The organism is Halarchaeum sp. CBA1220 (assembly GCF_003721175.2).
Taxonomy (GTDB): Archaea; Halobacteriota; Halobacteria; order Halobacteriales; family Halobacteriaceae; genus Halarchaeum; species Halarchaeum grantii.
Map to the genome: position 1 here is coordinate 657042 of NZ_CP054707.1, position 20205 is coordinate 677246.

The window sequence follows — 20205 nt, forward strand, 5'->3', positions numbered from 1 at the left end:
GTCTCGTTCGCCGGTGAGACGCTTCCCGTTCGGTAGCCGTGCAGGTCCAGCGTCACGTGCTACGACCACCTTTTGCCGGGGGCAAAAGCTGGACCAAAAGCCGGAGGGACCGGCGGGTTAGTCGTCCGCGTTGGCCGTCTCGTTCGCCGGTGAGACGCTTCCCGTTCGGTAGCCGTGCAGGTCCAGCGTCACGTGCTCGAAGCCGACATCGGAGAGGTGTTCGCGCGCGGCCTCCGCGAACTCGGTGGTAAGCGCGACGTCGAGTTCCTCGGGCGCGACCTCGATGCGCGCGAGGCCGTCGTGATCGCGCACGCGGAACTGCTCGAAGCCCCACGTCCGCAGGAGGCGCTCGGCCTTCTCGACGCGCGTCAGTTTCTCCTCGGTCACTTCGAGGCCCGTCGGGATGCGCGAGGAGAGACACGCCATCGAGGGTTTGTCCGCGACGCTGAGGCCGTAGTGGTCGGCGATTTCCCGCACCTCTTCCTTCGTGATGTCGGCCTCGAGGAGCGGCGAGGCGGCGTCGAGTTCCTCGACGGCCTGCAGGCCGGGGCGGTGGCCCTCGCCCGGGTCGGAGGCGTTCGTGCCGTCGCAGACGGTCGAGATGCCGAGGTCGCGCGCCGCGTCGAACATCTCGGAGAGGCGCATCGTCCGACAGTGATAGCAGCGCTCGCCGTCGTTCTGGACGAACTCCGGGTCGTCGAGTTCGCTGAAGGAGACGAGTTCGTGGCGGATGCCGATCTCGTCGGCGACGCGCTTCGCGTCCGCGAGTTCGGCCTCCGGGAGCGTCTCGCTCTTGGCGGTGCAGGCGACGGCGTCGTCCCCGAGCGCGTCGTGCGCGATGGCGGCGACGACCGCTGAATCGACGCCGCCGCTGAACGCGACGAGCACGCCGTCGCGCTCCGCGAGGGCGTCGCGCGCGGCCGCGAGTTTGGCCTCGACGGTCATACCACACGGTTTCGCACGGCACCCCCTTCCGTGTACCGGTCAGGCCGTCGCAATAGGGTGTTTTAAGCCGGGGGAGGCCGTCACGCCGAACGAATGCTGGACATCGAGGACGTCGCGCGTTGGCTCTCCGGTCGCTCCGTCTGGTGGCCGTTCGCGTCGCTCGCGCTCCTCGTCCTCACGCACGTCGCCGTCGGTGCCGAGGGGCCGCTGGGCGTCCTCGGCGTCCCCGGCGCGCTCCTCGTGCAGGCGTACGAGCGCGCCCTCGCGGCGACGGTCGGCGTCGGGGCGCTCGGGCCAGCCGACCCCGTGGGACTCGTCGTCTGCTGTTACCTGCTCGCGCTCCCCGTCGCGGCCGTTCTGCGGACGTTCGCGGCGGCGTGGCGCTGGCGGAAGGGCCTCCTCTACCCCGAGGAGTACCCCCACTACTGAGGGCAAGACGTTTTCCCGATGCCGCCTAACTCGGGAGCGATGGAACTGGAGGAGGTCCCGGGCGTCGGCGCGAAGACGGCCGAGCGACTGCGCGAACTCGACGACCCGATGGCTGCCGTAGAGCGCGAGGACGTCGCCGCCGTCGCGTCCGCGTCCGGCGTTTCGGCGGGCCGCGCCGCGCATATCGTTCGGGGCGCGATCCGCGCGCGACACGACGACCCCGGCGGCTTCCTCGCCACCGACCGCGCCCGCGAGGTGTACGACGCGGTCCTCGCGTTGCTACAGGAGCGCGCGGTGACGACGTACGGCGAGCACCGCCTCGCGACGATCTACCCCTCGGCGGTCGACTCGCGCATCGAGGAAGTGCGGGCGTTCGCCGAGCGGGCACGCGAGCGCGACCCCGACCCCGCCGTGCTCGACGCGCTCGCGGACGTCGCGCCGGTCGAGCGCCCGGCGGACGTCACCGTCAGGGACCGCTGTCTCGCGACGACGGACGCCGAGACGTACAGCGAGGCGAGCGAGGCGTTCCCCGAGCTCTCCGTCGAAATCGTCGAGGACGCACACGGCCTCGCGGACCTCGCGCGCGGCTACGCGTCGGTCGTCGCGCTCGACGAGGCGTTCGCGGGCGTCACCATCGACGGCGACGTCACCGTCGACCCGAACGCGCTCTCCCACCCCGAGGAGTACGTCCCGGAGCGCACGCTCGCGTTCTTCGCGACGAACCGCGCGTCGCTCCGGGCGGCGATTCGGGTGCACCGCCGCGCCGGCCTCGAGGCCGCCGTCGACCTCGACGAGCTCGAAGCGGGCCTCGCGGAGCTCGACGCCGACGGGGGTGTCGCGGGCGACGAGGAGCTCGAGCGCTTACAGATAGCCGTCGACGACCTCGACGCCGCCGTCTCGACGGCCGAGTCGATGGCAAACGACCGCCTCAGGGAGGAGATCGAGGAGCGCGACGTCACCATCGAGGGCGCGGACCTACTCTCGCTCGTCGAGCGCGGCGCGGGCGTCGACTCCCTGCTCTCGCGCGAGCTCGCGGACGAGTACGCCGAGGCGGTGCGCGCGGCCCGGGAGCACGTCGCGGACGCCCTCGCGCTCCGCGAGGACGAGGCGAGCCTCGCCGACCAGGTCTTCGGCGACGAGCCCACGTATCCGGTGGAGCGCCGCGAGGAGGCAGTGTCGCGTCTGCGCGAGGAGCTCGTCGCCGAGCGCGACCGCCGGGCGGCGAAGCGCAAGCGCGAGGTGGCGGCGCGCCTCGCGAACCTCCGTGCGGGCGCCGCCGACCTCGTCCGGGACGCCCTCGAGCTCGACGTCGAGCTCGCCGTCAGTCGCTTCTGCGCGGACTTCGACTGCACGCCCGCCGAGCGCGCCGGAACCGGCTTCGACATCGAGGGCGGGCGCTCGCCGCTCCTCGACGTGCCGTTCGCGGACGTCGAGCCCGTCGACTACGGCGTGAGCGGCGTCGCGCTCCTCTCCGGCGTGAACTCCGGAGGGAAGACGAGCACGCTCGACCTCGTGGCGGTGGTGGTGGTGCTCGCGCACATGGGCCTCCCGGTGCCCGCCGAGTCGGCGCGCGTCCCGGCGGTCGAGGAGCTCCACTACTACGCGAAGAGCCAGGGGACGCTGGACGCGGGCGCCTTCGAGTCCACGCTCCGCGACTTCGCGGCGCTCACGCGGGGCGCGGACGCGAAGTGCGTGCTCGTCGACGAGCTCGAGTCCATCACCGAGCCCGGGGCGTCCGCGAAGATAATCGCGGGCATCCTCGAGGAGCTCCACGACGCGGGCGCGACCGGCGTCTTCGTCTCCCACCTCGCCGGCGAGATACGCGACACCGCCGCCTACGACGTGGACGTGGACGGCATTCGCGCGGTCGGCCTCGAGGACGGCGAGCTGGTGGTCGAGCGCTCCCCGGAGAAGGGGTTGCTCGCGCGCTCAACGCCCGAGCTCATCGTGGAGAAACTCGCCGAGGAGGGCGCTGACCGGGCGTTCTACGAGGGGCTGCTGGAGAAGTTCTGAGTCGCGGCGAAGGCTTATGTGGCGTGCGGACCCACGTCTCGGCGATGGCCGACGACCCCGACGGAGGGATGCTGTCGTGGGACGAGTCGGTGTTCCGCGACGAGCACGTCTTCGAGATCGACTACGTGCCGGAGGCGTTCCGCCACCGCGAGTCCCAACTCCAGACCCTCCAGTACGCCCTCCGACCCGCCGTCCGGGGGAATCGGCCGCTGAACGTGATGGTGCGCGGGCCGCCCGGCACCGGGAAGACGACGGCCGTCCAGAAGCTCTTCGCCGAGCTCGGCGGCCAGCCCGGCGTCCGCGTGGTGCGCGTGAACTGCCAGGTGGACTCGACGCGCTACGGGGTCTTCTCGCGCATCTTCGAGTCCATCTTCGAGTACGAACCGCCGAGTTCGGGCATCTCCTTCAAGAAGCTCTTCGGGCAGGTCACGGAGCGCCTCATCGACGAGGAGGAAGTGCTCGTGGTCGCGCTCGACGACGTGAACTACCTCTTCTACGAGAACGAGGCCTCCGATACGCTCTACTCGCTGCTGCGCGCACACGAGACGCATCCCGGTGCGAAGGTCGGCGTCATCGCCATCTCCTCGGACCCGGACCTCGACGTCATCGAGGACCTCGACGGCCGCGTCCAGTCCGTCTTCCGGCCGGAAGAGGCCTACTTCCCGGTCTACGACCGCGAGGAGGTCGCGGACATCCTCGGGGACAGGGTGCGCGTCGGGTTCCGCGACGGCGCGCTCGGTATGGACGTCCTCGACCGCGTCGCTGAGCTCACCACGAACACGGGCGACCTCCGCGTCGGCATCGACCTCCTGCGGCGCGCGGGCCTCCACGCCGAATCGCGCGCGTCCAAGACCGTCGAGTCCGAGGACGTCGAGGCGGTGAGCGAGGAGGCGCGCAACCTCCACCTCTCGCGGAACCTCGACGCGCTCAGCGACGTCGAGCGCACGCTCGTGGACGTCGTCGCGGACCACGACGGCGAGCGGGCGGGCGACGTCTACGACGCGTTCGCCGAGCGCACCGACCTCGGCTACACGCGCTACACGGAGGTCGTGAACAAACTCGACCAACTCGACCTCATCGACGCGCGCTACGAGAGCCTCGAGGGGCGCGGGCGCTCGCGGACGCTGACGCTCGTCCACGACCGCGAGGCCGTGAAGCGACGCCTCTAGCGGTTCGCTTTTGGCCCGGCGGGGAGAGTGAGGAGGTATGAAGCAGCGCGGCGGCAGCGAGGAGGCGAAGCGGAACGCGGGCGAGCGAGCCGCCGAGTTCGTCGACGACGGGGACGTCGTCGGCCTCGGTACCGGGAGCACGGCCGCGCACGCGATTCGGGCGCTCGGGCGGCGCGTCGACGCCGGCCTCGACGTCGAGGGCGTGCCGACGAGCTTCCAGTCCCGCGAGCTCGCCCGCGAGGCGGGCGTCCCGCTGACGACGCTCGACGACGTCGGGAGCGTGGACGTCGCTATCGACGGCGCCGACCAGTTCGCACGCGAGAGCGGCGCGCTCGTGAAGGGGGGCGGCGCGGCGCACGCCCGCGAGAAGATCGTCGACGCCTCGGCGACGCGCTTCGTCGTCGTCGCCGACCCCTCGAAGGCCGCCGACGAACTCGACCACGCCGTGCCGGTGGAAGTGCTCCCGTCGGCGCGTCGTCCCGTCGCGGCCGCCGTCGAGGCGCTCGACGGCGAGGCGACCCTCCGGTCGGCCGAGCGAAAGGACGGCCCCGTGGTGACCGACAACGGGAACCTCGTCCTCGACTGCGCGTTCGGCTCCATCGCCGACCCGGGTGCGCTCGCGACCGACCTCTCGACGACGGCGGGGGTCGTCGAGCACGGGCTGTTCGTCGGACTCGCGGACGAGGTGCTGGTCGGAACCGACGAGGGCGTCGAGCGCCGCCGCTACGGGGCTGAATAAACGAAAGGAGAGGTTGGAGTCGGGTTTACAGGTCGCGCGGCTGAACGGTCTTGCGACCGTTCGCCTCGGCGCGAGCGGCGGCGTCCTCGAGGAGGTCCTCGACTTCCTCGTCGAGCGCGTCGTAGAAGTCAGACGCGACGTTCTTCTCCTCGAGCGCTTCCTTCACAGCGGCCTTGACGATGAGGTCTGCCATACGCGATTTTCTTCATCTGCCTACTTAATAAGGCTTCCCATCAACCGACGCGAGACGGCCGTCTGCCGGTGCCTCGCGGAGCGTAACCTACCTGTATTTGACGGCCGATAGCCAGACCATGCGAGAGGTACTCGAGCGGTTGGCGGCGGGCGAGCTGTCGGTGTCCGAGGCTGAAGCGGCGCTTTCAGGGTATGCGACCACGGACGCGGGGCGTTTCGACGCCGCGCGGGAGACGCGACGCGGCGTCCCGGAGGCGATCCTCGCCGAGGGCAAAACACCCGCCGAAGTGGGGTCGCTCGCCGTGACGGCGGTGGAGACGGCGGGGCGCGCGCTCGTCACGCGCGCCGAGCACGCGCACCGCGACGCCGTCGAGGGCGCGGTGGCGAACGCCCACCCGGAGGCCGACGTGGTCGTGGACGAGCGCTCCCGGGTCGTCGTCGTCCACGGCCGCGACTTCGAGGCGCCGGCCCTCGACGCGACGGTCGGGTTGGTGTCGGCGGGGACGAGCGACGCCATCCCCCTCGGGGAGGCGGACGCGGTGGCCTCGGAGATGGGTGCGGACGTCCGGCGCGTCGAGGACGTCGGCGTCGCGAGCATCGCCAGACTCCTCGACCGCGTGGACGACCTCCGGGCGTGCGACGTGGTCGTCGTCGCCGCCGGGCGGGAGGGCGCGCTCCCCACGGTCGTCGCCGGACTGCTCGACGCGCCCGTCATCGGCCTCCCCGTCTCCACGGGCTACGGACACGGCGGCGAGGGCGAGGCCGCGATGCTGGGCATGCTCCAGTCGTGTACGGTGCTCTCGGCGGTGAACGTCGACGCCGGGTTCGTCGCGGGCGCGCAGGCCGGCCTGATCGCGCGCCGCATCGACGCCGCGCGCGCCGAATAGCGCGCGTGCGGCGGGCGCGGGGTGGGGCGAGCGAAACGGCCAACCCCGTCGAGGGCTAGACGACGGGCGTGCATCACGTCTACGTCCTCGAGTGCTGCGACGGGAGCTACTACACGGGCTACACGACGGACGTCGAGCGGCGCGTCCGCGAACACAACTCGGGGCGGGCGGCGAAGTACACGCGCGGCCGGACGCCCGTCGAACTCCGCTACACGGAGGCGTACGACTCGAAGAGCGAGGCGATGAGCCGCGAGTACGAGATCAAACAGCTCTCGCGCCAGCAGAAAGAAGAACTCGTCGAGGGCTAATTACTCGGGCTTCAGGCCGCCGTCCTGCACGCGCATCACCGCCTCGCCGTCCGGCGCCACCTTTTGTCGCGGTCGCTCGCAACGCTCGCTCCCTGACAAAATCTGGACCAAAAGCACAGCGTCGCTCCGGTGGCGGCCGGAGGCCGCCGTGGTCGCTCCTCGGCCCGCTCGGTCGCGACGCGCCCTCGCGGTACTACTCGGGCTTCAGGCCACCGTCCTGCACGCGCATCACCGCCTCGCCGTCGGCGAGGTTCGGCGCGTCGACGAGTCGAACGATGCGCTTGTCGCCCTTCGACTTGCGGAGGTAGATGCGGAACGTCGAGGTGTGCCCGAGGATGTTCCCGCCGATGGGCTTCGTCGGGTCGCCGAAGAACGAGTCGGGGTTCGACTGGACCTGGTTCGTGATGACGACGGCGGTGTTGTGGAGGTCGCCGATTCGCAGGAGGTCGTGGAGGTGCTTGTTGAGCTTCTGCTGGCGGTCGGCGAGTTCGCCACGGCCGACGTACTCGGCGCGGAAGTGCGCGGTGAGCGAGTCCACGGAGAGGAGGCGGACCGGCCAGTCGGTGTCCTCGTTCTCCTGTGCGACCTCCTTGGCCTTCTCGGCGAGGAGGATCTGGTGGTTGGAGTTGAACGCCTTCGCGACGTGGATCTTGTCGAGGACGCTCTCGAGGAGGGCGTCGAGGTCGTCGTCGTCGGTCGGGTCGCCGTCCTCGATGCCGTGGAGTTCCATGGTGTCCTCGAGGACGTCGTCGTCGAGGCCGCGAACCATGTCGTCGATGCGCTCGGGGCGGAAGGTGTCCTCGGAGTCGACGAAGACGGCGGAGCCTTCGAGGCCGCCGTGCTCCTTCGGGAGCTGGACGGTGACGGAGAGCTGGTGGGTCACCTGCGACTTCCCGGCGCCGAACTCGCCGTAGACTTCGGTGATGGACTGCGTCTCGACGCCACCCCCGAGAAGGTCGTCGACCTCGGGGACGCCCCACGTGAGCTTCCCGATCTGCTCGCGGCGTTCGAGGACGGCGGCGCCGGACTCGAAGCCGCCGATGTCGGCCTGCTCGCGCGCGCTCTGAATGATGTCGTTCGCGCTGGATTCGCCGACGTCGCCGGTGTTCGAGAGCTCACCGGGGCTGGCGACGGCGATGCTCTGGAACGAGTCGTAGCCGGCGTCGTGGAGCTTCTCGGCGGTCGCGGGGCCGACGCCGGAGAGCTCCTCGAGGTCTTCTTGAGGCATGTACTCCTCCGTTGTGCCGCTGTGGGGATAAACCCTCGTATACACCCGGGTGAAAGTGAAACCGCGATGCGCGAGCGGCCCGCTCGTCGGCCTGACGCGAACGTTTAGGTGCGAAGAGTCGGTCGGTCGAACGCTACTCCCAGGGATGCCCGCCGGGCGCGTCCGGCCAGAGCGGGTACCAGTAGGCGGTGTCGTCCTCGACGTCGAGTTCGCCGTCGAGGACGGACTGGAGCGAGACTTCCGTGCTGGAGTCGCGCTCGTGGTCGCCTGCGGGCGCGAACGGGTAGAAGGAGCCGCGCTTGAACGAGTAGACCCAGTAGACGGTGCGTCCGCCCTCGAGGGGGTCGAAGCCGAAGACGGCGGCGAGGAGGCGGTCGCCGTAGCCGCGCTCGGCGAGCGTGTCGGCGGCGACGTAGAGTTCGGTCGTGAGGTCGGTGATGTCGTCGCGCTCGACGACCGCCCACGTGTAGCCGTGGTCGTCCGTCCGGATCTCCGAGAACCCGCCGCCCTCGAGGACGTCCTCGACGTCGCGCAGCGTACTCCTGAAGTCCGTCGAGGACATCGCGGAGAGGCAGAGGCCCGCGCTCGTCGCGGGCTCGTAGTCGAGGTCGGCCTCCATCGTCACCGAGGCACTGTTCAGCTGGAAGAAGTCCTCCGGGTCGGCCTCGCGGGTGGCGTCGCGCTCCGTGCTGAGTCCGAGGACGTCGCGGACGGTGTCGAAGAGCCCCATCATGCGGTGGACGTCGTCTCCATCTCCTTCTCCATCCCGCGGAGGCGTTCGACGCGCTTCTCCGTCGCCGGATGCGTGCTGAACAGGCGCGTGATCGTGCCGCCCGTCAGGGGGATGATGAAGAACGCGTTCATCTCCGCCTGCTCGCGCAGGTCCTCGGTGGGGACGCGGTCCATCCGGCCGTCGATCTTCAGGAGCGCGGAGGCGAGCGCCGCCGGATTCCCCGTGATGAGCGCGGCGCCGCGGTCGGCGGCGAACTCGCGGTAGCGCGAGAGCGCGCGGATGAGAAGGTAGGAGACGATCCAGACGACGAGCGAGACGACGATAGCCACCCAGATCGGCGCCTGGTTCCGGTCGCGGCTCCCGCCGAGGAACCACCCCCAGCGGACGATGATGAACGCGATGGTCGAGAGGAACGACGCGACGGTCATCACCGCCATGTCGCGGTGTTTGACGTGCGCGAGTTCGTGCGCGAGGACGCCCTCGACCTCCTCGTCGTTCAGCGCGTCGAGGAGGCCGGTGGTGACGCAGACGGCGGCGTGGTTCTTCGAGCGCCCGGTCGCGAAGGCGTTCGGGACGCGCGAGTCCACGACGGCGACGGTCGGCTTCGGGAGGTCGGCCTGCTGGGAGAGTCGCCCGACGACGCCGTGGAGGTGCGGGTACTCGTCCTCGCTCACCTCGCGCGCGCCCATGCTCCAGAGCGTGAGTTTGTCGCTGAAGAAGTACTGGCCGAGCGAGAGGCCGCCCATGAGGAGGGCGAAGACGAGGAGGCTCGCGCCGAAGTACCACGCGAGCGCGCCCGCGAAGGCGAGGTAGACGACGAACAGCAGGGCCATCGTGAGCACCATCCGGGCCCGCAGGCCCCAGTCCGCTTTCCACTCCATACCCGACGTTAGCGACGCGACACTAAAAGCCGCCCCCCATCGGCCGCGACGGCCGCGTCCGCCGGGCGACGGGGCGGCGCGCCCGTCGAGTGGAGGCGACTGCGCACGCCCGTCCAGTGGGACGGCCGATGCACGCCCTGCCGGTGGTCGGGTCTTTTTGTCCGCGACGGCCGAGCAGTAGGCCATGAGTGAAACCGCCGTCGTCACCGGAGGACTCGGTCGCGCGGGTCGCTGGGTCGTCGACGCGTTCGCCGAGCGGGGCTACGAGACGGTCTGCGTCGACCTCGACCACCCCGGGTGGGAGATTTCCCCCCGAGAGAACGTGGACTTCCGCGCCGCCGACCTCGCGGACGCCGCCGAGGCGTTCGACCTGTTCGCCGACCTCGACCCAGACGCCGTCGCGCACCTCGCGGCGCTCCCGTCGCCGACCCGGCACGCGGGGAACGAGGTGTTCGCGACGAACACGGAGTCGACGTACAACGTCCTCACTGCGGCGGGTCGCGCCGGCGCGCGAATCGCGTGGGCGTCAAGCGAGTCCGCCTACGGCTTCCCGTTCGCCCGCGAGCAGACGCTCCCGGACGAGCTCCCCATCACCGAGGACCACGAGCTCCGGCCGGAGGACCCCTACGGCCTCTCGAAGGTCGTCGGCGAGGAGACGGCGGCGCGAACGGCGCGACGCTACGACGTCCCCGTGGTGTCGGTGCGGCCGTCGTGGGTCCAACACCCCGGCGACTACAACTGCACGGGCAACCGGGACGACCTCGCCGCCGGCGCGGGGAACTTCTGGTCGTACGTCGACGCGCGCGACCTCGCGAGCCTCTTCGTCGCCGCCGTCGAACCAGACGCGGTCACGGGCCACGAGGCCGTCAACGGCGTCGCCGCCGAGAACTACGTGGGCCGTCCGACCGCCGACGTCGTCGCGGAGTTCTTCGGCGGACTGCCCGCCGACTGCGCGCTGGAGGGCGAGCAGTCCGCGCTCTCGCCCGCGAAGGCCCGGCGCCTCCTCGACTGGGAGCCCGAGCACACGTGGCGCGACGCCGCCGACGCGGACGTCGAGGCGCCGACGCTCTACGAGTAGACCGGTTCTGGGCCCTCGCGGACTCCGCGCGGACCCACACACCACCCGTGCCAGTACCACCGTGGGCGCGCCGGTCGCCCCCACGGGCGTGAGTGAGGGGGAGGCGGGGAGACACACCACCCGTGCCAGTAACACCGTGATGGGTCGGTACGCGGTCGCGACCTACCGTGCCAGTATTGCCACAACACACACCACTCGTGCCAGTAACGCGGGTCGGAGGTGGCTATCTCGGACAGCACGCCGTCCACAGCGCCGACCACGCACCGGTCGTCGGTGACCCACACACCACCAGTGCCAGTAACGAACGTAGGGGGCCGGGGTGCATACGGGCCGGACGGACGGCGTTCAGAGAACGTGGTTCCGGTGCGCCGTCTCCCGAACGGCGCTGAGGTCGTCGAACTCCACTTCGAGTGCGTCGATGGCGGAGTCGAGTTCGACGTCGAGTTCGTACTGGTTGTAGTTGCCGCGACCGCTCGTGTCGTCGATCTTCGTCAGGACGCCCTGGAGAGTGAGGTCGGTCAGGTGGTCGTGCATCGCCCGGCGTTTGAGCGGGTCGGAGCCCTCTCGCTTGCTGACCTGCCGGTAGCGCTGGTGGATGACCTTCGTCCGTTCGGGCGTCTCGCCCTCGGCTTCGAGGTGTGCGACCGTGAGGAGGACGAGTTTCCCGTGTCGAGTGAGTTCCTCCATCCCCTCGACGACCTGCTGGCGCTGGATCTCCTCCTCGGCGCGCCGAACGTGTTCCTCGGTGATTCGGGGGTCGCCGTCCGACGGTCCGTTCTCCGCGAAGTCGCCGGCGATGCGGAGGAGACGAAGCGCCTGGCGTGCGCTCCCGCTGTCCTGGGCGGCCATCGCGGCGCAGAGCGGGACGACGCCCTCGGAGAGAACGCCGTCGGCGAGCGCGCGGTCGGCGCGCTTCTCGAGGATGCGGACGAGTTGCTCGGCGTCGTAGGGCTGGAAGTGGACCTCCTTCTCGCAGAGGGAGTCCTTGACTTTCGGGGAGAGGTTCTCCCGGAACTTGAAGTCGTTACTGATGCCGATGAGGCCGAGGTTGACGTCGATGTCGTAGGTCTTGCGGGCGCGCGGGAGTTCGTAGAGGATGTCGTCGTCGCTCCCGATGGTGTCGATCTCGTCGAGGACGACGATGACGTCGCCGCCCGCGCTCTCGAAGTCCTTCAGGAGCTCGCGGAAGACGCGTTTCTGTGGGTGGCCGGTCTCGGGGAGAGGGTCCTTCTCGAGCGAGACGGTGGTGAGCGCGTGGGAGTGGGCGTCGCCGGTCCGCATCTCGTTGACGAGGTTGACGGCGACCTGATAGCTCGACGTGATGCCGGTGCAGTTGAGCTCGACGACTTCGAGGTGCCGCTCGGCGTCGGCGGCGGCGTCGAGGAGTTCGGTGATGAGGGCGTGGGTCGCGGCGGTCTTCCCGACTCCGGTGAGCCCGTAGAGGAAGAGGTTGTCCGGCTGGTTCCCTCGAAGGAGCGGCCGGAGCGCGCTCGCGCACGTATCCATCTCGGCGTCGCGCTCCGCGAGGTTGTCCGGTTGCCAGTCTTCACGGAGGACGTCCTTGTTCGCGAAGACGAGGTTGTCGAGGTCGAACCGCGCCATACCGGGGTGACTACGTCCACATATATAAATCCACCCGTGCCAGTATCGCCACTATTGCCAGTATTGCCACAACACACACCACTCGTGCCAGTAAGGAGGCGCCACGACGTTCCGTACCGGAGCGGGACACGCCACCGACGACGGCTGTCCGGTGACGGGGTTCGGAGCGGCAATCGGGGGCCTCGGGGGAACCGTCGGCGAACCGAGCGGGACGGTCGGTAGGACCGGGCGGAGCGAGATAGGGGAGTGACGTGGAGCGACACGGTACCGGGGCCCCGCCCACACCCACTCAGTTCGCCGGTGTTACTGGCACGGGTGGTGTGTGTCCCCCGACCGCGTTCGGGTCGCCCACGCGCGGGACGGGCGAGCGTGTACCGGGTCGCGCCCGGTCGGTGGTACTGGCACTGGTGGTGTGTGCGGGGGAGAGGGCGACCGCCCGCGTTCGCGCACCGGCGTTACTGGCAGCAGTGGTGTGTGGGTCCGCCGCCCCGGTTTCCGTCCGACATCGGGTGAGGCGGACGGATAGCGCGTCACACGCGGAAGGACCGGGTTTAACCGTTGTCGCGGCCTAGTGGTGCCAACTATGAGCGAAGCCGCTTTCTGCCCCCGTTGCGGGGATCCCGCCCCGGAGGGGGCGACGGGTCACACCCGCCGCGAGCGGGCGCTCTGCAACGACTGCTACTTCGAGGACTTCGAGCTGGTCGACCACCCCGACCGGGTGGAGGTGACGGTCTGCGCGCACTGCGGCGCGATCCAGCGCGACGACCGCTGGGAGGACGTCGGCGCGCGCGACTACACGGACATCGCCGTCGAGTCCGTCTCGGAGGCGCTCGGCGTGCACGTCGACGCCGAGGACGTCTCGTGGGGCGTCGACCCCGAGCAGGTGGACCCGACGACGATCCGGATGCACTGCCAGTTCTCCGGCGTGGTGCGGGGCGAGCCGCTCGTCGAGGAGTTCACGGTGCCGGTGAAGATCGGGAAGCAGACCTGCCAGCGCTGCGGGCGCATCGCCGGCGACTACTACGCGAGCGTCGTGCAGGTGCGCGCCGTCGGCGACCGGACGCCGACGAGTGAGGAGACCGAGCGCGCCCGCGAGATCGCGGAGGTCATCACGGAGGAGATGGAGGCCACAGGGGACCGGAACGCGTTCGTGACGGACGTCTCGGAGAAGCCCGAGGGCCTCGACCTGAAGCTCTCCGACACGAAGATCGGGAAGAACGTCTCCCGGAAGCTCACCGAGGAGTTCGGCGGCGCCTACGACTCCTCGGAGACGCTCGTGACGGAGGACGAGGACGGGAACGAGGTGTATCGGGTGACGTTCGCCATCCGCCTCCCGGAGTTCGTCCCCGGCGACGTCATCGACCTCGAGGACGACGACGCGGGGCCGGTGCTCGTGCGCTCAGTGCAGGGGAACCTGAAGGGCGTGCGCGTGACGACGGGCGAGCCCTACGAGGCGGGCTACGAGGTCGGGGACGCCCCGGACGCCCGCAAGCTCGGACGCGTCGAGGACGCGGCGGAGACGACGCTCGTCGCCGTCGAGGACGAGAACGCCGTGCAGGTGCTCGACCCCGAGACGTACGAGTCCGTGACCGTGGCGCGCCCGTCCTACCTCGACACCGAGCGCGAGACGGTGCCCGTGCTGAAGTCGCGCGCGGGCCTCCACGTCCTCCCGTCGTGAACCGCCTCGCCGTCGTCGTGCCGAAGGCGCAGGCCGAGGCGAAACTCGAGACGCTCGAAGCGGAGGGCGTCTACGACGACTCCCGACGGGTCAGGGCACACGACGACGACCGGGTCGAGCTCCCGGTGCTCGCCGAGCCGCGCGCGACGACGTTCGACGCCATCCTCACCCAGGAAGACCCGGAGGTGCGGACGGCGAGCCTCGACGACTACCTCCGCGAGCGCGGGTGGAGCGCCGAGGAGATCGAGCGTGCGCCCGCCTCGTGGGCGGTCGTCGGCGACGTGATTCTGGTGTCGTTCCCCACGGAGTGCCCGGACCGGGCGGCCGTCGGCGACGCCCTCCTCGAGTTACACGGGGAGGCCGACACGGTGCTCGCGCGCCTCGGCGTCGCGGGCGAGACGCGCGAACCCGCCGTCGAGGTCGTCGCGGGGAGTGGCGACACGGAGACGATCCACACCGAGCACGGCACGCGGTACGCCCTCGACCTCGCGGAGGTGATGTTCGCGCCGGGGAATCAGGCCGAGCGCGTCCGGATGGGCGAGGTGGTGAGCGAGGGCGAGCGCGTCCTCGACATGTTCGCCGGCGTCGGCTACTTCGCGCTCCCGATGGCGCGCGCGGGCGCCGACGTCGTCGCCGTCGAGAAGAACCCGACGGCCTTTCGCTATCTCGCGGAGAACGCCCAGTTGAACGGCGTCGCCGCGAACGTGGAGTGCGTGCTCGGGGACTGCCGCGAGTACGACGCCACCGAGCCCTTCGAGCGCGTCGTGATGGGGTACTACGACAGCCTCGGGGGGCACGTCGCGGGCGGGAGCGAGGCGACCGACCGCGGAACGGTGAGCGGTGAAACCGCGAACGGCGCGACGACCGAGCGAATCGAGGGCGTCGCGGAACGAGCGAGCGGGAGCGAGGACGCCACCGACCTCGACCCCTCCTATCTCGCGGCGGCGTTCGACGCGCTTGACGGGGAGGGAATCGTCCACGTCCACACGACCTGTTACGAACCGGCGTTCCCGGAGCGTGCGGTCGGCCGCGTGGAGGCGGTCGCCGAGGAGTGCAGCGTCGCAGTCGAGATTGCGGCCTCACGCGTCGTGAAGTCGCACAGCGAGGGCGTCGTCCACGGCGTCCTCGACGTTGAGGTGGGGTGATGGGCGACGGCGAGCGCCACGTCCGGCTCGCGATACTGCTCGCGCTGCTCGTGATCGGTGCGAGCGTCGCCTGGGCCGTGCTGTAGCGGGCGGACGTAGTGCACTGAAGGCGAGCGTTTAGGGTCGTTCGGGACGTGAAGGGGGTATGGACCGCCAAAGCGTCATCGCGATCTTCTTGGCCGTGCTGATGCTCACGTCGAGCGTCGCCTACGTCGTCTCGATGGTTTAGTCGACGTCCCAGACGTCCGCCATCGGGCTCCGACGCTCCTCGCGTGACTCCGTCCGCTCGGCGTCGCGGCTATCCGGGGCGTGACGCTCGGCCTCGCCCGAGCCCTCGGAGCCGTTGGAGCGCGTCGGCGTCGTCGGCACGCCCGCCGAGACGTTCGCGGTGGCGGCGTCAGCGTCGAGCTCGGGGAGGTCGGGGACGCTCATTCTATCGACCTGCTCGCGGAACCACGGCGGCATGTCGTGTCGTGCGCGCTCGAAGACGTCGAGGACGGAGTCGTCGGCGATGTAGGTCGCGCCGTAGTCGTCGGGCGAGCGCACGACGCGGCCCGCCGCCTGAATGACCGTGCGGAGCGCGCTCCGGTAGTACCACGCCCACTGGTCGTCGGCGAGGCGCCGCGCGACCCGCGAGTCCCCGGTGTTGAGGAACGGGGCCTTGCAGACGACCTGCCAGCGCGCGAGATCGCCCTTCAGGTCGAGTGCTTCCTCCATCTTCACCGAGAGGAAGGCCTCGGGTTCCGCGGACGCCTTCCACGCGTCGAGGTCGGCGTCGCGGGTGTCGCTCCCGTGCGCGCGAACGCGGTCGGCGACGCCGAGCGCGGCGAGTTCCTCCTGCAAGCGCTCCTGAATGCCGTAGGAGTGGCAGTGGACGATGCCCTTCTCCTCGGGGTGGGCGGCCATGACGCGCGCGACGGCGCGCGCGACCTTCGGGAGCGTGGCGTCGCGCTCCTCGTACGTCATCTTCCCGCACGTCACGTCGTAGAGCGGGCGGTTCTCCACGGGGAAGGTGTGCTCGACGTCGACGAGCGCGACGTTCGCGGGGTCGAGGCCGACGGAGCGGCAGAACGCCTCCTTGTCGAGGATGGTGGCGGAGAGGAGCGCGAACTTGTTCGCGCGGTCCCAGACGGTGTGGCGGAGATACCGCTCGGGGTTCATCGGCTTCGCTGTGATGCGCTTCTCCTCGTCCTGGTCGACCACCCACGTCGTCGCGGACTCGGGGTCGCGGTAGTCCTCGACGAACCACGACACCTCGCTGATGAGTTCCTGGAGCCTGTCGCGCTCGGCGGCCTCCTCGGCGTCGAGTTCGTCGGCCTCGAGGAGTTCGTCCTTCCGGTCCTCGCACTGGGTGACGAGCGTGTCCGCGAACTGCACGGCGCGCTCGGCGGGGTCGTCCGCGCCGCGGCCCGCGTCGATGGCCGGCACCCGGAGGTCGTCCCAAATCGGCACCGTTCGCGGGCCGAGTTCGACCGTCGCGTACATCTCCGCCCACTCCGCGAGGCCGTGGGCTTCGTCGATGACGCAGACGTCGCGTTTGCGGAACACCTCGGAGCCGGCGGTGCGCATGAAGTACGCGAGCGTCATCGCGGCGTGCGAGCGCGCGGACGCGACGGCGCGCGCCGAGAAGTACGGACAGCGGTGTTTGACCGCGCAGTCGTAGCCGCGTTCGCGAGCGCAGGGCGCGCGGTCCACCGGCGTCCGCTCCTCGTCCGGGAGGATGCAGGTGTAGTTGTTCTTCCCGCGAATCACCTTCAGGTCCTCGAGCAGGTCGTCGGCGGCGACGTCGTCGAGTTGGGAGACCTGCGGCGTCGTGTAGTAGGCGCCCGTGGCCTCCGTGGGGTCGGCGTCGCCCATCTCGCGCGCACACCCCATGATGGCGCGCGCGACGAGCGACTTCCCCGAGCCCGTCGGCGCGCGCACGAGGACGACGTCGTTCCCGGATTCGAACGCCGCGCGGACGTCCGAGAGCGCCTGCTCCTGGGCGCCGCGATAGGTCGGCGCCGGGAACTCGTCGTGGATGCGCGCCGGGTTCACTGCCTACGGGTGAGGCCCGCGCGCTCCTTAACCACCACGCTCTCCCCGATTCACTCGCCCGAGATGGCCGCGACGTCGGCGCGCGACGGGTTCTCGGGGAGGCGCTCGATGCAGTCGAAGCAGAGGAAGAACTCGCTGTCGTCCTCGAGTTCGAGCGTCAGTCCGCCGGGTCCGGCCTTCTCGAGGTCGCCGAAGTCCCAGAAGTCCCCGACGCCGCCCGGCACCTCGACGCGCTCCCCGCAGGCGTCACAGCGTCGTGTACTCATGCGTCCCCTCGGGCGGCGAGCGCCTTCGGTGTGTCGGGCGTCCTCCCGCATCCTTTTTCGCGCCGTGCGACGAACTAGCAGGGTATGGAGGTGAACTGCGAGGGCTGTGCGGGTTGCTGTCTCGACTGGCGCCCGCTGAGCGAGTCGCCGGCCGACCACGAGCGTCGCGGGCCGCGCCCGCCGCTCGACGACACGTACAACCTCGTGCCGCTCACTCGGGAGGACGTCCGCGCGTTCGTCGACGCCGGCCTCGCGGACGCGCTGACGCCGCGCCTCTGGACGGCCGCCGAGGGCGACGGCTCGGTCGAAATCGACGGCCACGAACTCGCGGCGATACGCGGGAAACCCGTCTTCTTCGTCGGCATCCGCAAGCCCCCGAAGCCCGTCGCGCCGTTCGGGACGGAGCCGACGTGGCTCCGCTCCTGTGCGTTCCTCGACCCCGAGACGCTCCAGTGTCGCATCCACGACGCCGAGCAGTACCCCGATGAGTGCGCGGACTACCCCGGGCACAACCTCGCGCTGGAGGCGGAGACGGAGTGCGAGCGCGTCGAGGCAGCGTTCGGCGGCGAGGGAGAGCGCCTCGTCGACGGCGCCGCGCCCGAGGAGGCGGGCGTCCTCCTCGGCCCGCAGGCGCTCGGCGAGAAGGTCTTCTGCTATCCGGACCCCGACGAGCTCTCGGGCGTCGTCGAGCGCGTCGTCGACGGGACGCTGACGCAGGCCGACAGGGCGCGGTTCGTCGGCGCCGCCGCCGCGAGCGCGCCCGGCACGACGCAGGTCGCCCCGGAGCGACGGGAGACGGAGACGGCGCGCACCCGTGAAGCGGCGTCGTGGGTCGGCGACGCCATCGAGGAGTGGGTCGAGCGGGCGGGCGCACTCGGCGACGGTCGGAGCGCCGACCCCGGCCTCGGTGCGTCCGTCGAGGAGGCGCGCGGCGCGCCGTCGACGCCCGGGTGGGACGCTTAAGGGATCGAGGGCCGAGGGGTGCGATATGCGCGTTCTCGTCACCGGTGCGTCCGGCTTCATCGGTCACCACCTCGTCCCCGCGCTCGTGGCCGCCGGCCACGACGTCCGCGCGCTCGTCCGCGAGTCGAGTCGCTACGACCCGCCGGCGGGCGTGGAGGTCGTCGAGGGCGACCTCCTCGAACCCGCGAGCCTCGCCGGCGTCTTCGCTGACGTCGATGCCGCCTACTACCTCGTGCACTCGATGGGGGCGGGCGAGGCGTTCGCGGAGCGCGACAGGCTGGCCGCACACCACTTCGCGGACGCGGCGGCGGGCGCGGGCGTCTCGCGCGTGATTTACCTCAGCGGGCTCGGCGGCGAGGACGACGAGTTGAGCGAGCACCTGCGTTCGCGACAGGAGGTCGAGTCGGTGCTGCGCGACGGCGACTACGAGCTCACGGTCCTCCGGGCCGCAATCGTCGTCGGTGCGGGCTCGACGGGCTTCGAGGTCGTCCGACAGCTCGCCGCGCGCCTCCCCGTGATGGTGACGCCGAAGTGGGTGCGGACGCCCTGTCAGCCGATCGCGGTCGCGGACGTCGTCGCCTATCTCGCGGGCGTGCTCGACGCGCCCGCGACCGCCGGCGAGGTCTACGAGATCGGCGGCCCCGAGGTGCTCACCTATCAGGAGATGATGGAGCGCACCGCCGCGCTGATGGGGCGGCGCCTCCACGTGATTCCGGTGCCGGTGTTGTCGCCGACGCTCTCGACGTACTGGATCGACCTCGTGACGGACGCCCCGCGCTCGGTCGTCCACCCGCTCGTCCACGGCCTGAAGAACCCGGTCGTGGCGGACGACGACGCGATCCGCGAGCACGTTTCGGTCGAGTTGACGCCGTTCGACGACGCGGTGCGAGCGGCGCTCGCCGCCGAGGACGATGCCTGAGGGCGCTCGCGGGCGCTCGCGCGACGGCGAGGCGGAGTCGGGTGGGGCGCCCACGGGCGACGCGAGGGACGAACCCGACGACGCGCGGCGAACCGAGTACGGCCGGACGTGGACGTACGAGAGCATCGTCGGCGCGATTCCCGGTCTCGACGTCCCGGACGGCGTCGCGCTCGCCGTCCAGTTCGCCCTCTTCGAGGGACTGGTGCTCGCGCTCGCGGCCGTCTACGGGCTCTGGGAGGCGGTGCCGGCGGCGACGGCGGCGGTGGTGGTCGCGACGGCCGGGAGCGCGCTCATGCTCGACCTCGGGCGGCGCCTCCGGCGCGCCTCGCTCCCGGAGACGTACACGCACGTCGTCTTCGGGTCGAGCGTGGAGACGGTGCTGGGCGTGGTCGCGTACGTCACGCTCTGCACGTACCTGCTCGCGGGCGACCCGCGGGCGACACCGACGCTCCTCGGCGAGCTCCTCGGGACGCCGCTCCCGGCGCCGGCGGTGTTCCTCGCGCTCCTCGTCTGCTGGGACGTCTGCTACCGCATCGGCGTCGGCTGGTGGGCGGCGGTGACCGCGTTCTGGCGCTCGCTCGCGTTCGAGTTGGACGCGGAGACGCGCGGCGTCGTGCGCGCGGCGGACTATCGGGTCGCGGCGTTCGGCACGCTCCAGCTCGTCCTCGTGCCGTTCCTCGACGCGACGCCGCTGCTGGCGCTCGCGGTAGTCGGGCACGTCGTCGCGGTACTCGTCGTCGTCGGGGCGGCGAGAATGAGGAGTTAATCGCGATTCATCTTCTTGAACTGGTCGAGCAGAGCCTCGGCGGAGTCCCCCGAGTCGTACGTGACGGTACCGTGGTAGTGGGTCCGGTCGTCGTCGTCGCTCAGGTCGACGTCGGCGTTCTTCCGCTCACGGCGCTCGTGCTCGTCCTCGTCGTAGGAACCGATGGACATGGTAGGTCTACCCATGGGTAGGCAACACACTATCTTTAACGTAACGGATGTTCACGA

General features: G+C 70.6%; 21 protein-coding genes. 12 read left to right on the top strand and 9 right to left on the bottom strand.

Annotation, left to right across the window (positions count from 1 at the left end; translation table 11 throughout):
* Positions 1 to 117: 117 nt before the first annotated feature.
* Positions 118 to 945, bottom strand: coding sequence for an ATP-dependent sacrificial sulfur transferase LarE (gene larE / locus EFA46_RS03585; RefSeq protein WP_123074688.1), 828 nt, complete (start codon positions 943 to 945; stop codon positions 118 to 120).
* A gap of 93 nt (positions 946 to 1038) precedes the next feature.
* Here larE and EFA46_RS03590 point away from each other — a divergent pair, with 93 nt between their 5' ends.
* From EFA46_RS03590 to rpiA, 4 genes are read left to right on the top strand one after another with little or no spacing between them, the layout of a single operon-like run.
* A complete protein-coding gene (locus EFA46_RS03590; protein WP_123074686.1) occupies positions 1039 to 1374 on the top strand; it encodes a hypothetical protein in 336 nt (111 codons plus the stop codon).
* 39 nt (positions 1375 to 1413) lie between these two features.
* The gene (locus EFA46_RS03595; RefSeq protein WP_123074684.1) at positions 1414 to 3387 is read left to right on the top strand and encodes an endonuclease MutS2; all 1974 of its coding nucleotides are present in this window, start codon (positions 1414 to 1416) and stop codon (positions 3385 to 3387) included.
* A 44-nt stretch (positions 3388 to 3431) separates the two neighbouring features.
* The gene (locus EFA46_RS03600; protein WP_123074682.1) at positions 3432 to 4556 is read left to right on the top strand and encodes an ORC1-type DNA replication protein; all 1125 of its coding nucleotides are present in this window, start codon (positions 3432 to 3434) and stop codon (positions 4554 to 4556) included.
* Positions 4557 to 4593: 37 nt separating this feature from the next.
* Positions 4594 to 5295, top strand: coding sequence for a ribose-5-phosphate isomerase RpiA (rpiA, locus tag EFA46_RS03605; RefSeq protein ID WP_123074680.1), 702 nt, complete (start codon positions 4594 to 4596; stop codon positions 5293 to 5295).
* Positions 5296 to 5320: 25 nt separating this feature from the next.
* Here rpiA and EFA46_RS03610 read toward each other — a convergent pair whose 3' ends face one another.
* A complete protein-coding gene (locus EFA46_RS03610) occupies positions 5321 to 5488 on the bottom strand; it encodes a DUF1931 family protein (protein WP_123074678.1) in 168 nt (55 codons plus the stop codon).
* 118 nt (positions 5489 to 5606) lie between these two features.
* Between EFA46_RS03610 and larB the strand changes: the two genes are divergently transcribed.
* Entirely contained in the window at positions 5607 to 6374 is a 768-nt protein-coding gene (gene larB / locus EFA46_RS03615; protein WP_123074676.1) for a nickel pincer cofactor biosynthesis protein LarB, read from the top strand.
* 68 nt (positions 6375 to 6442) lie between these two features.
* Complete coding sequence (locus EFA46_RS03620; protein WP_123074674.1) at positions 6443 to 6682, top strand: GIY-YIG nuclease family protein; 240 nt, start codon at positions 6443 to 6445, stop codon at positions 6680 to 6682.
* 193 nt (positions 6683 to 6875) lie between these two features.
* Here the strand turns inward: EFA46_RS03620 and radA are convergent, their stop codons facing one another.
* The 3 genes from radA to htpX all read right to left on the bottom strand — a co-directional run bounded on the left by radA (position 6876) and on the right by htpX (position 9524).
* Positions 6876 to 7910 carry a DNA repair and recombination protein RadA gene (radA, locus tag EFA46_RS03625; protein ID WP_123074672.1) on the bottom strand — a complete coding sequence of 345 codons (1035 nt, stop codon included), beginning with the start codon at positions 7908 to 7910 and terminating at the stop codon, positions 6876 to 6878.
* 133 nt (positions 7911 to 8043) lie between these two features.
* Positions 8044 to 8640, bottom strand: coding sequence for a hypothetical protein (locus EFA46_RS03630; protein ID WP_123074670.1), 597 nt, complete (start codon positions 8638 to 8640; stop codon positions 8044 to 8046).
* Positions 8640 to 9524: a zinc metalloprotease HtpX gene (gene htpX, locus EFA46_RS03635; protein WP_123074668.1), complete on the bottom strand. Its 885-nt coding sequence runs from the start codon at positions 9522 to 9524 to the stop codon at positions 8640 to 8642. The genes EFA46_RS03630 and htpX overlap by 1 nt, the downstream gene beginning before the upstream one ends.
* Positions 9525 to 9708: 184 nt before the next feature.
* Between htpX and EFA46_RS03640 the strand changes: the two genes are divergently transcribed.
* Positions 9709 to 10602 carry an NAD(P)-dependent oxidoreductase gene (locus EFA46_RS03640; protein ID WP_123074666.1) on the top strand — a complete coding sequence of 298 codons (894 nt, stop codon included), beginning with the start codon at positions 9709 to 9711 and terminating at the stop codon, positions 10600 to 10602.
* Between the two features lie 345 nt (positions 10603 to 10947).
* Here the strand turns inward: EFA46_RS03640 and EFA46_RS03645 are convergent, their stop codons facing one another.
* Entirely contained in the window at positions 10948 to 12204 is a 1257-nt protein-coding gene (locus tag EFA46_RS03645) for an orc1/cdc6 family replication initiation protein (protein WP_123074664.1), read from the bottom strand.
* A gap of 583 nt (positions 12205 to 12787) precedes the next feature.
* Between EFA46_RS03645 and EFA46_RS03650 the strand changes: the two genes are divergently transcribed.
* Together EFA46_RS03650 and EFA46_RS03655 are read left to right on the top strand one after the other, a co-directional pair.
* Positions 12788 to 13882 carry a 60S ribosomal export protein NMD3 gene (locus EFA46_RS03650; protein WP_123074662.1) on the top strand — a complete coding sequence of 365 codons (1095 nt, stop codon included), beginning with the start codon at positions 12788 to 12790 and terminating at the stop codon, positions 13880 to 13882.
* Entirely contained in the window at positions 13879 to 15027 is a 1149-nt protein-coding gene (locus EFA46_RS03655) for a class I SAM-dependent methyltransferase family protein (RefSeq protein WP_123074660.1), read from the top strand. Before EFA46_RS03650 ends, EFA46_RS03655 begins: the two co-directional genes overlap by 4 nt.
* Positions 15028 to 15252: 225 nt before the next feature.
* Here the strand turns inward: EFA46_RS03655 and EFA46_RS03660 are convergent, their stop codons facing one another.
* Both EFA46_RS03660 and EFA46_RS03665 read right to left on the bottom strand, forming a co-directional pair.
* A complete protein-coding gene (locus EFA46_RS03660) occupies positions 15253 to 17064 on the bottom strand; it encodes a helicase C-terminal domain-containing protein (RefSeq protein ID WP_123074658.1) in 1812 nt (603 codons plus the stop codon).
* 50 nt (positions 17065 to 17114) lie between these two features.
* Positions 17115 to 17330 (bottom strand): hypothetical protein, encoded by a 216-nt coding sequence (locus EFA46_RS03665; RefSeq protein WP_123074656.1) that lies wholly within the window; start codon positions 17328 to 17330, stop codon positions 17115 to 17117.
* Positions 17331 to 17414: 84 nt separating this feature from the next.
* On the opposite strand from EFA46_RS03665, the gene EFA46_RS03670 reads away from it, so the two are divergent.
* Genes EFA46_RS03670 through EFA46_RS03680 form a run of 3 tightly spaced genes read left to right on the top strand, consistent with a single transcriptional unit; the run spans position 17415 to position 19978 of the window.
* Positions 17415 to 18293: a YkgJ family cysteine cluster protein gene (locus tag EFA46_RS03670; RefSeq protein WP_123074654.1), complete on the top strand. Its 879-nt coding sequence runs from the start codon at positions 17415 to 17417 to the stop codon at positions 18291 to 18293.
* 25 nt (positions 18294 to 18318) lie between these two features.
* Positions 18319 to 19212, top strand: a complete 894-nt coding sequence (locus EFA46_RS03675) for an NAD(P)H-binding protein (protein WP_123074652.1) — start codon at positions 18319 to 18321, stop codon at positions 19210 to 19212.
* Positions 19205 to 19978, top strand: a complete 774-nt coding sequence (locus EFA46_RS03680) for a hypothetical protein (RefSeq protein WP_255494086.1) — start codon at positions 19205 to 19207, stop codon at positions 19976 to 19978. The genes EFA46_RS03675 and EFA46_RS03680 overlap by 8 nt, the downstream gene beginning before the upstream one ends.
* Here the strand turns inward: EFA46_RS03680 and EFA46_RS03685 are convergent.
* Positions 19975 to 20148: a DUF5786 family protein gene (locus tag EFA46_RS03685; protein ID WP_229871001.1), complete on the bottom strand. Its 174-nt coding sequence runs from the start codon at positions 20146 to 20148 to the stop codon at positions 19975 to 19977. The genes EFA46_RS03680 and EFA46_RS03685 overlap by 4 nt on opposite strands.
* Between the last annotated feature and the right edge of the window lie 57 nt (positions 20149 to 20205).

Excerpts from the sequence above, each read along its gene's own strand:
- larE (WP_123074688.1), bottom strand. The coding sequence starts at position 945 with ATGACCGTCGAGGCCAAACTCGCGGCCGCGCGCGACGCCCTCGCGGAG.
- EFA46_RS03590 (WP_123074686.1), top strand. The coding sequence starts at position 1,039 with ATGCTGGACATCGAGGACGTCGCGCGTTGGCTCTCCGGTCGCTCCGTC.
- EFA46_RS03595 (WP_123074684.1), top strand. The coding sequence starts at position 1,414 with ATGGAACTGGAGGAGGTCCCGGGCGTCGGCGCGAAGACGGCCGAGCGA.
- EFA46_RS03600 (WP_123074682.1), top strand. The coding sequence starts at position 3,432 with ATGGCCGACGACCCCGACGGAGGGATGCTGTCGTGGGACGAGTCGGTG.
- rpiA (WP_123074680.1), top strand. The coding sequence starts at position 4,594 with ATGAAGCAGCGCGGCGGCAGCGAGGAGGCGAAGCGGAACGCGGGCGAG.
- EFA46_RS03610 (WP_123074678.1), bottom strand. The coding sequence starts at position 5,488 with ATGGCAGACCTCATCGTCAAGGCCGCTGTGAAGGAAGCGCTCGAGGAG.
- larB (WP_123074676.1), top strand. The coding sequence starts at position 5,607 with ATGCGAGAGGTACTCGAGCGGTTGGCGGCGGGCGAGCTGTCGGTGTCC.
- radA (WP_123074672.1), bottom strand. The coding sequence starts at position 7,910 with ATGCCTCAAGAAGACCTCGAGGAGCTCTCCGGCGTCGGCCCCGCGACC.
- EFA46_RS03630 (WP_123074670.1), bottom strand. The coding sequence starts at position 8,640 with ATGGGGCTCTTCGACACCGTCCGCGACGTCCTCGGACTCAGCACGGAG.
- htpX (WP_123074668.1), bottom strand. The coding sequence starts at position 9,524 with ATGGAGTGGAAAGCGGACTGGGGCCTGCGGGCCCGGATGGTGCTCACG.
- EFA46_RS03640 (WP_123074666.1), top strand. The coding sequence starts at position 9,709 with ATGAGTGAAACCGCCGTCGTCACCGGAGGACTCGGTCGCGCGGGTCGC.
- EFA46_RS03645 (WP_123074664.1), bottom strand. The coding sequence starts at position 12,204 with ATGGCGCGGTTCGACCTCGACAACCTCGTCTTCGCGAACAAGGACGTC.
- EFA46_RS03650 (WP_123074662.1), top strand. The coding sequence starts at position 12,788 with ATGAGCGAAGCCGCTTTCTGCCCCCGTTGCGGGGATCCCGCCCCGGAG.
- EFA46_RS03665 (WP_123074656.1), bottom strand. The coding sequence starts at position 17,330 with ATGAGTACACGACGCTGTGACGCCTGCGGGGAGCGCGTCGAGGTGCCG.
- EFA46_RS03670 (WP_123074654.1), top strand. The coding sequence starts at position 17,415 with ATGGAGGTGAACTGCGAGGGCTGTGCGGGTTGCTGTCTCGACTGGCGC.
- EFA46_RS03675 (WP_123074652.1), top strand. The coding sequence starts at position 18,319 with ATGCGCGTTCTCGTCACCGGTGCGTCCGGCTTCATCGGTCACCACCTC.
- EFA46_RS03680 (WP_255494086.1), top strand. The coding sequence starts at position 19,205 with ATGCCTGAGGGCGCTCGCGGGCGCTCGCGCGACGGCGAGGCGGAGTCG.
- EFA46_RS03685 (WP_229871001.1), bottom strand. The coding sequence starts at position 20,148 with ATGTCCATCGGTTCCTACGACGAGGACGAGCACGAGCGCCGTGAGCGG.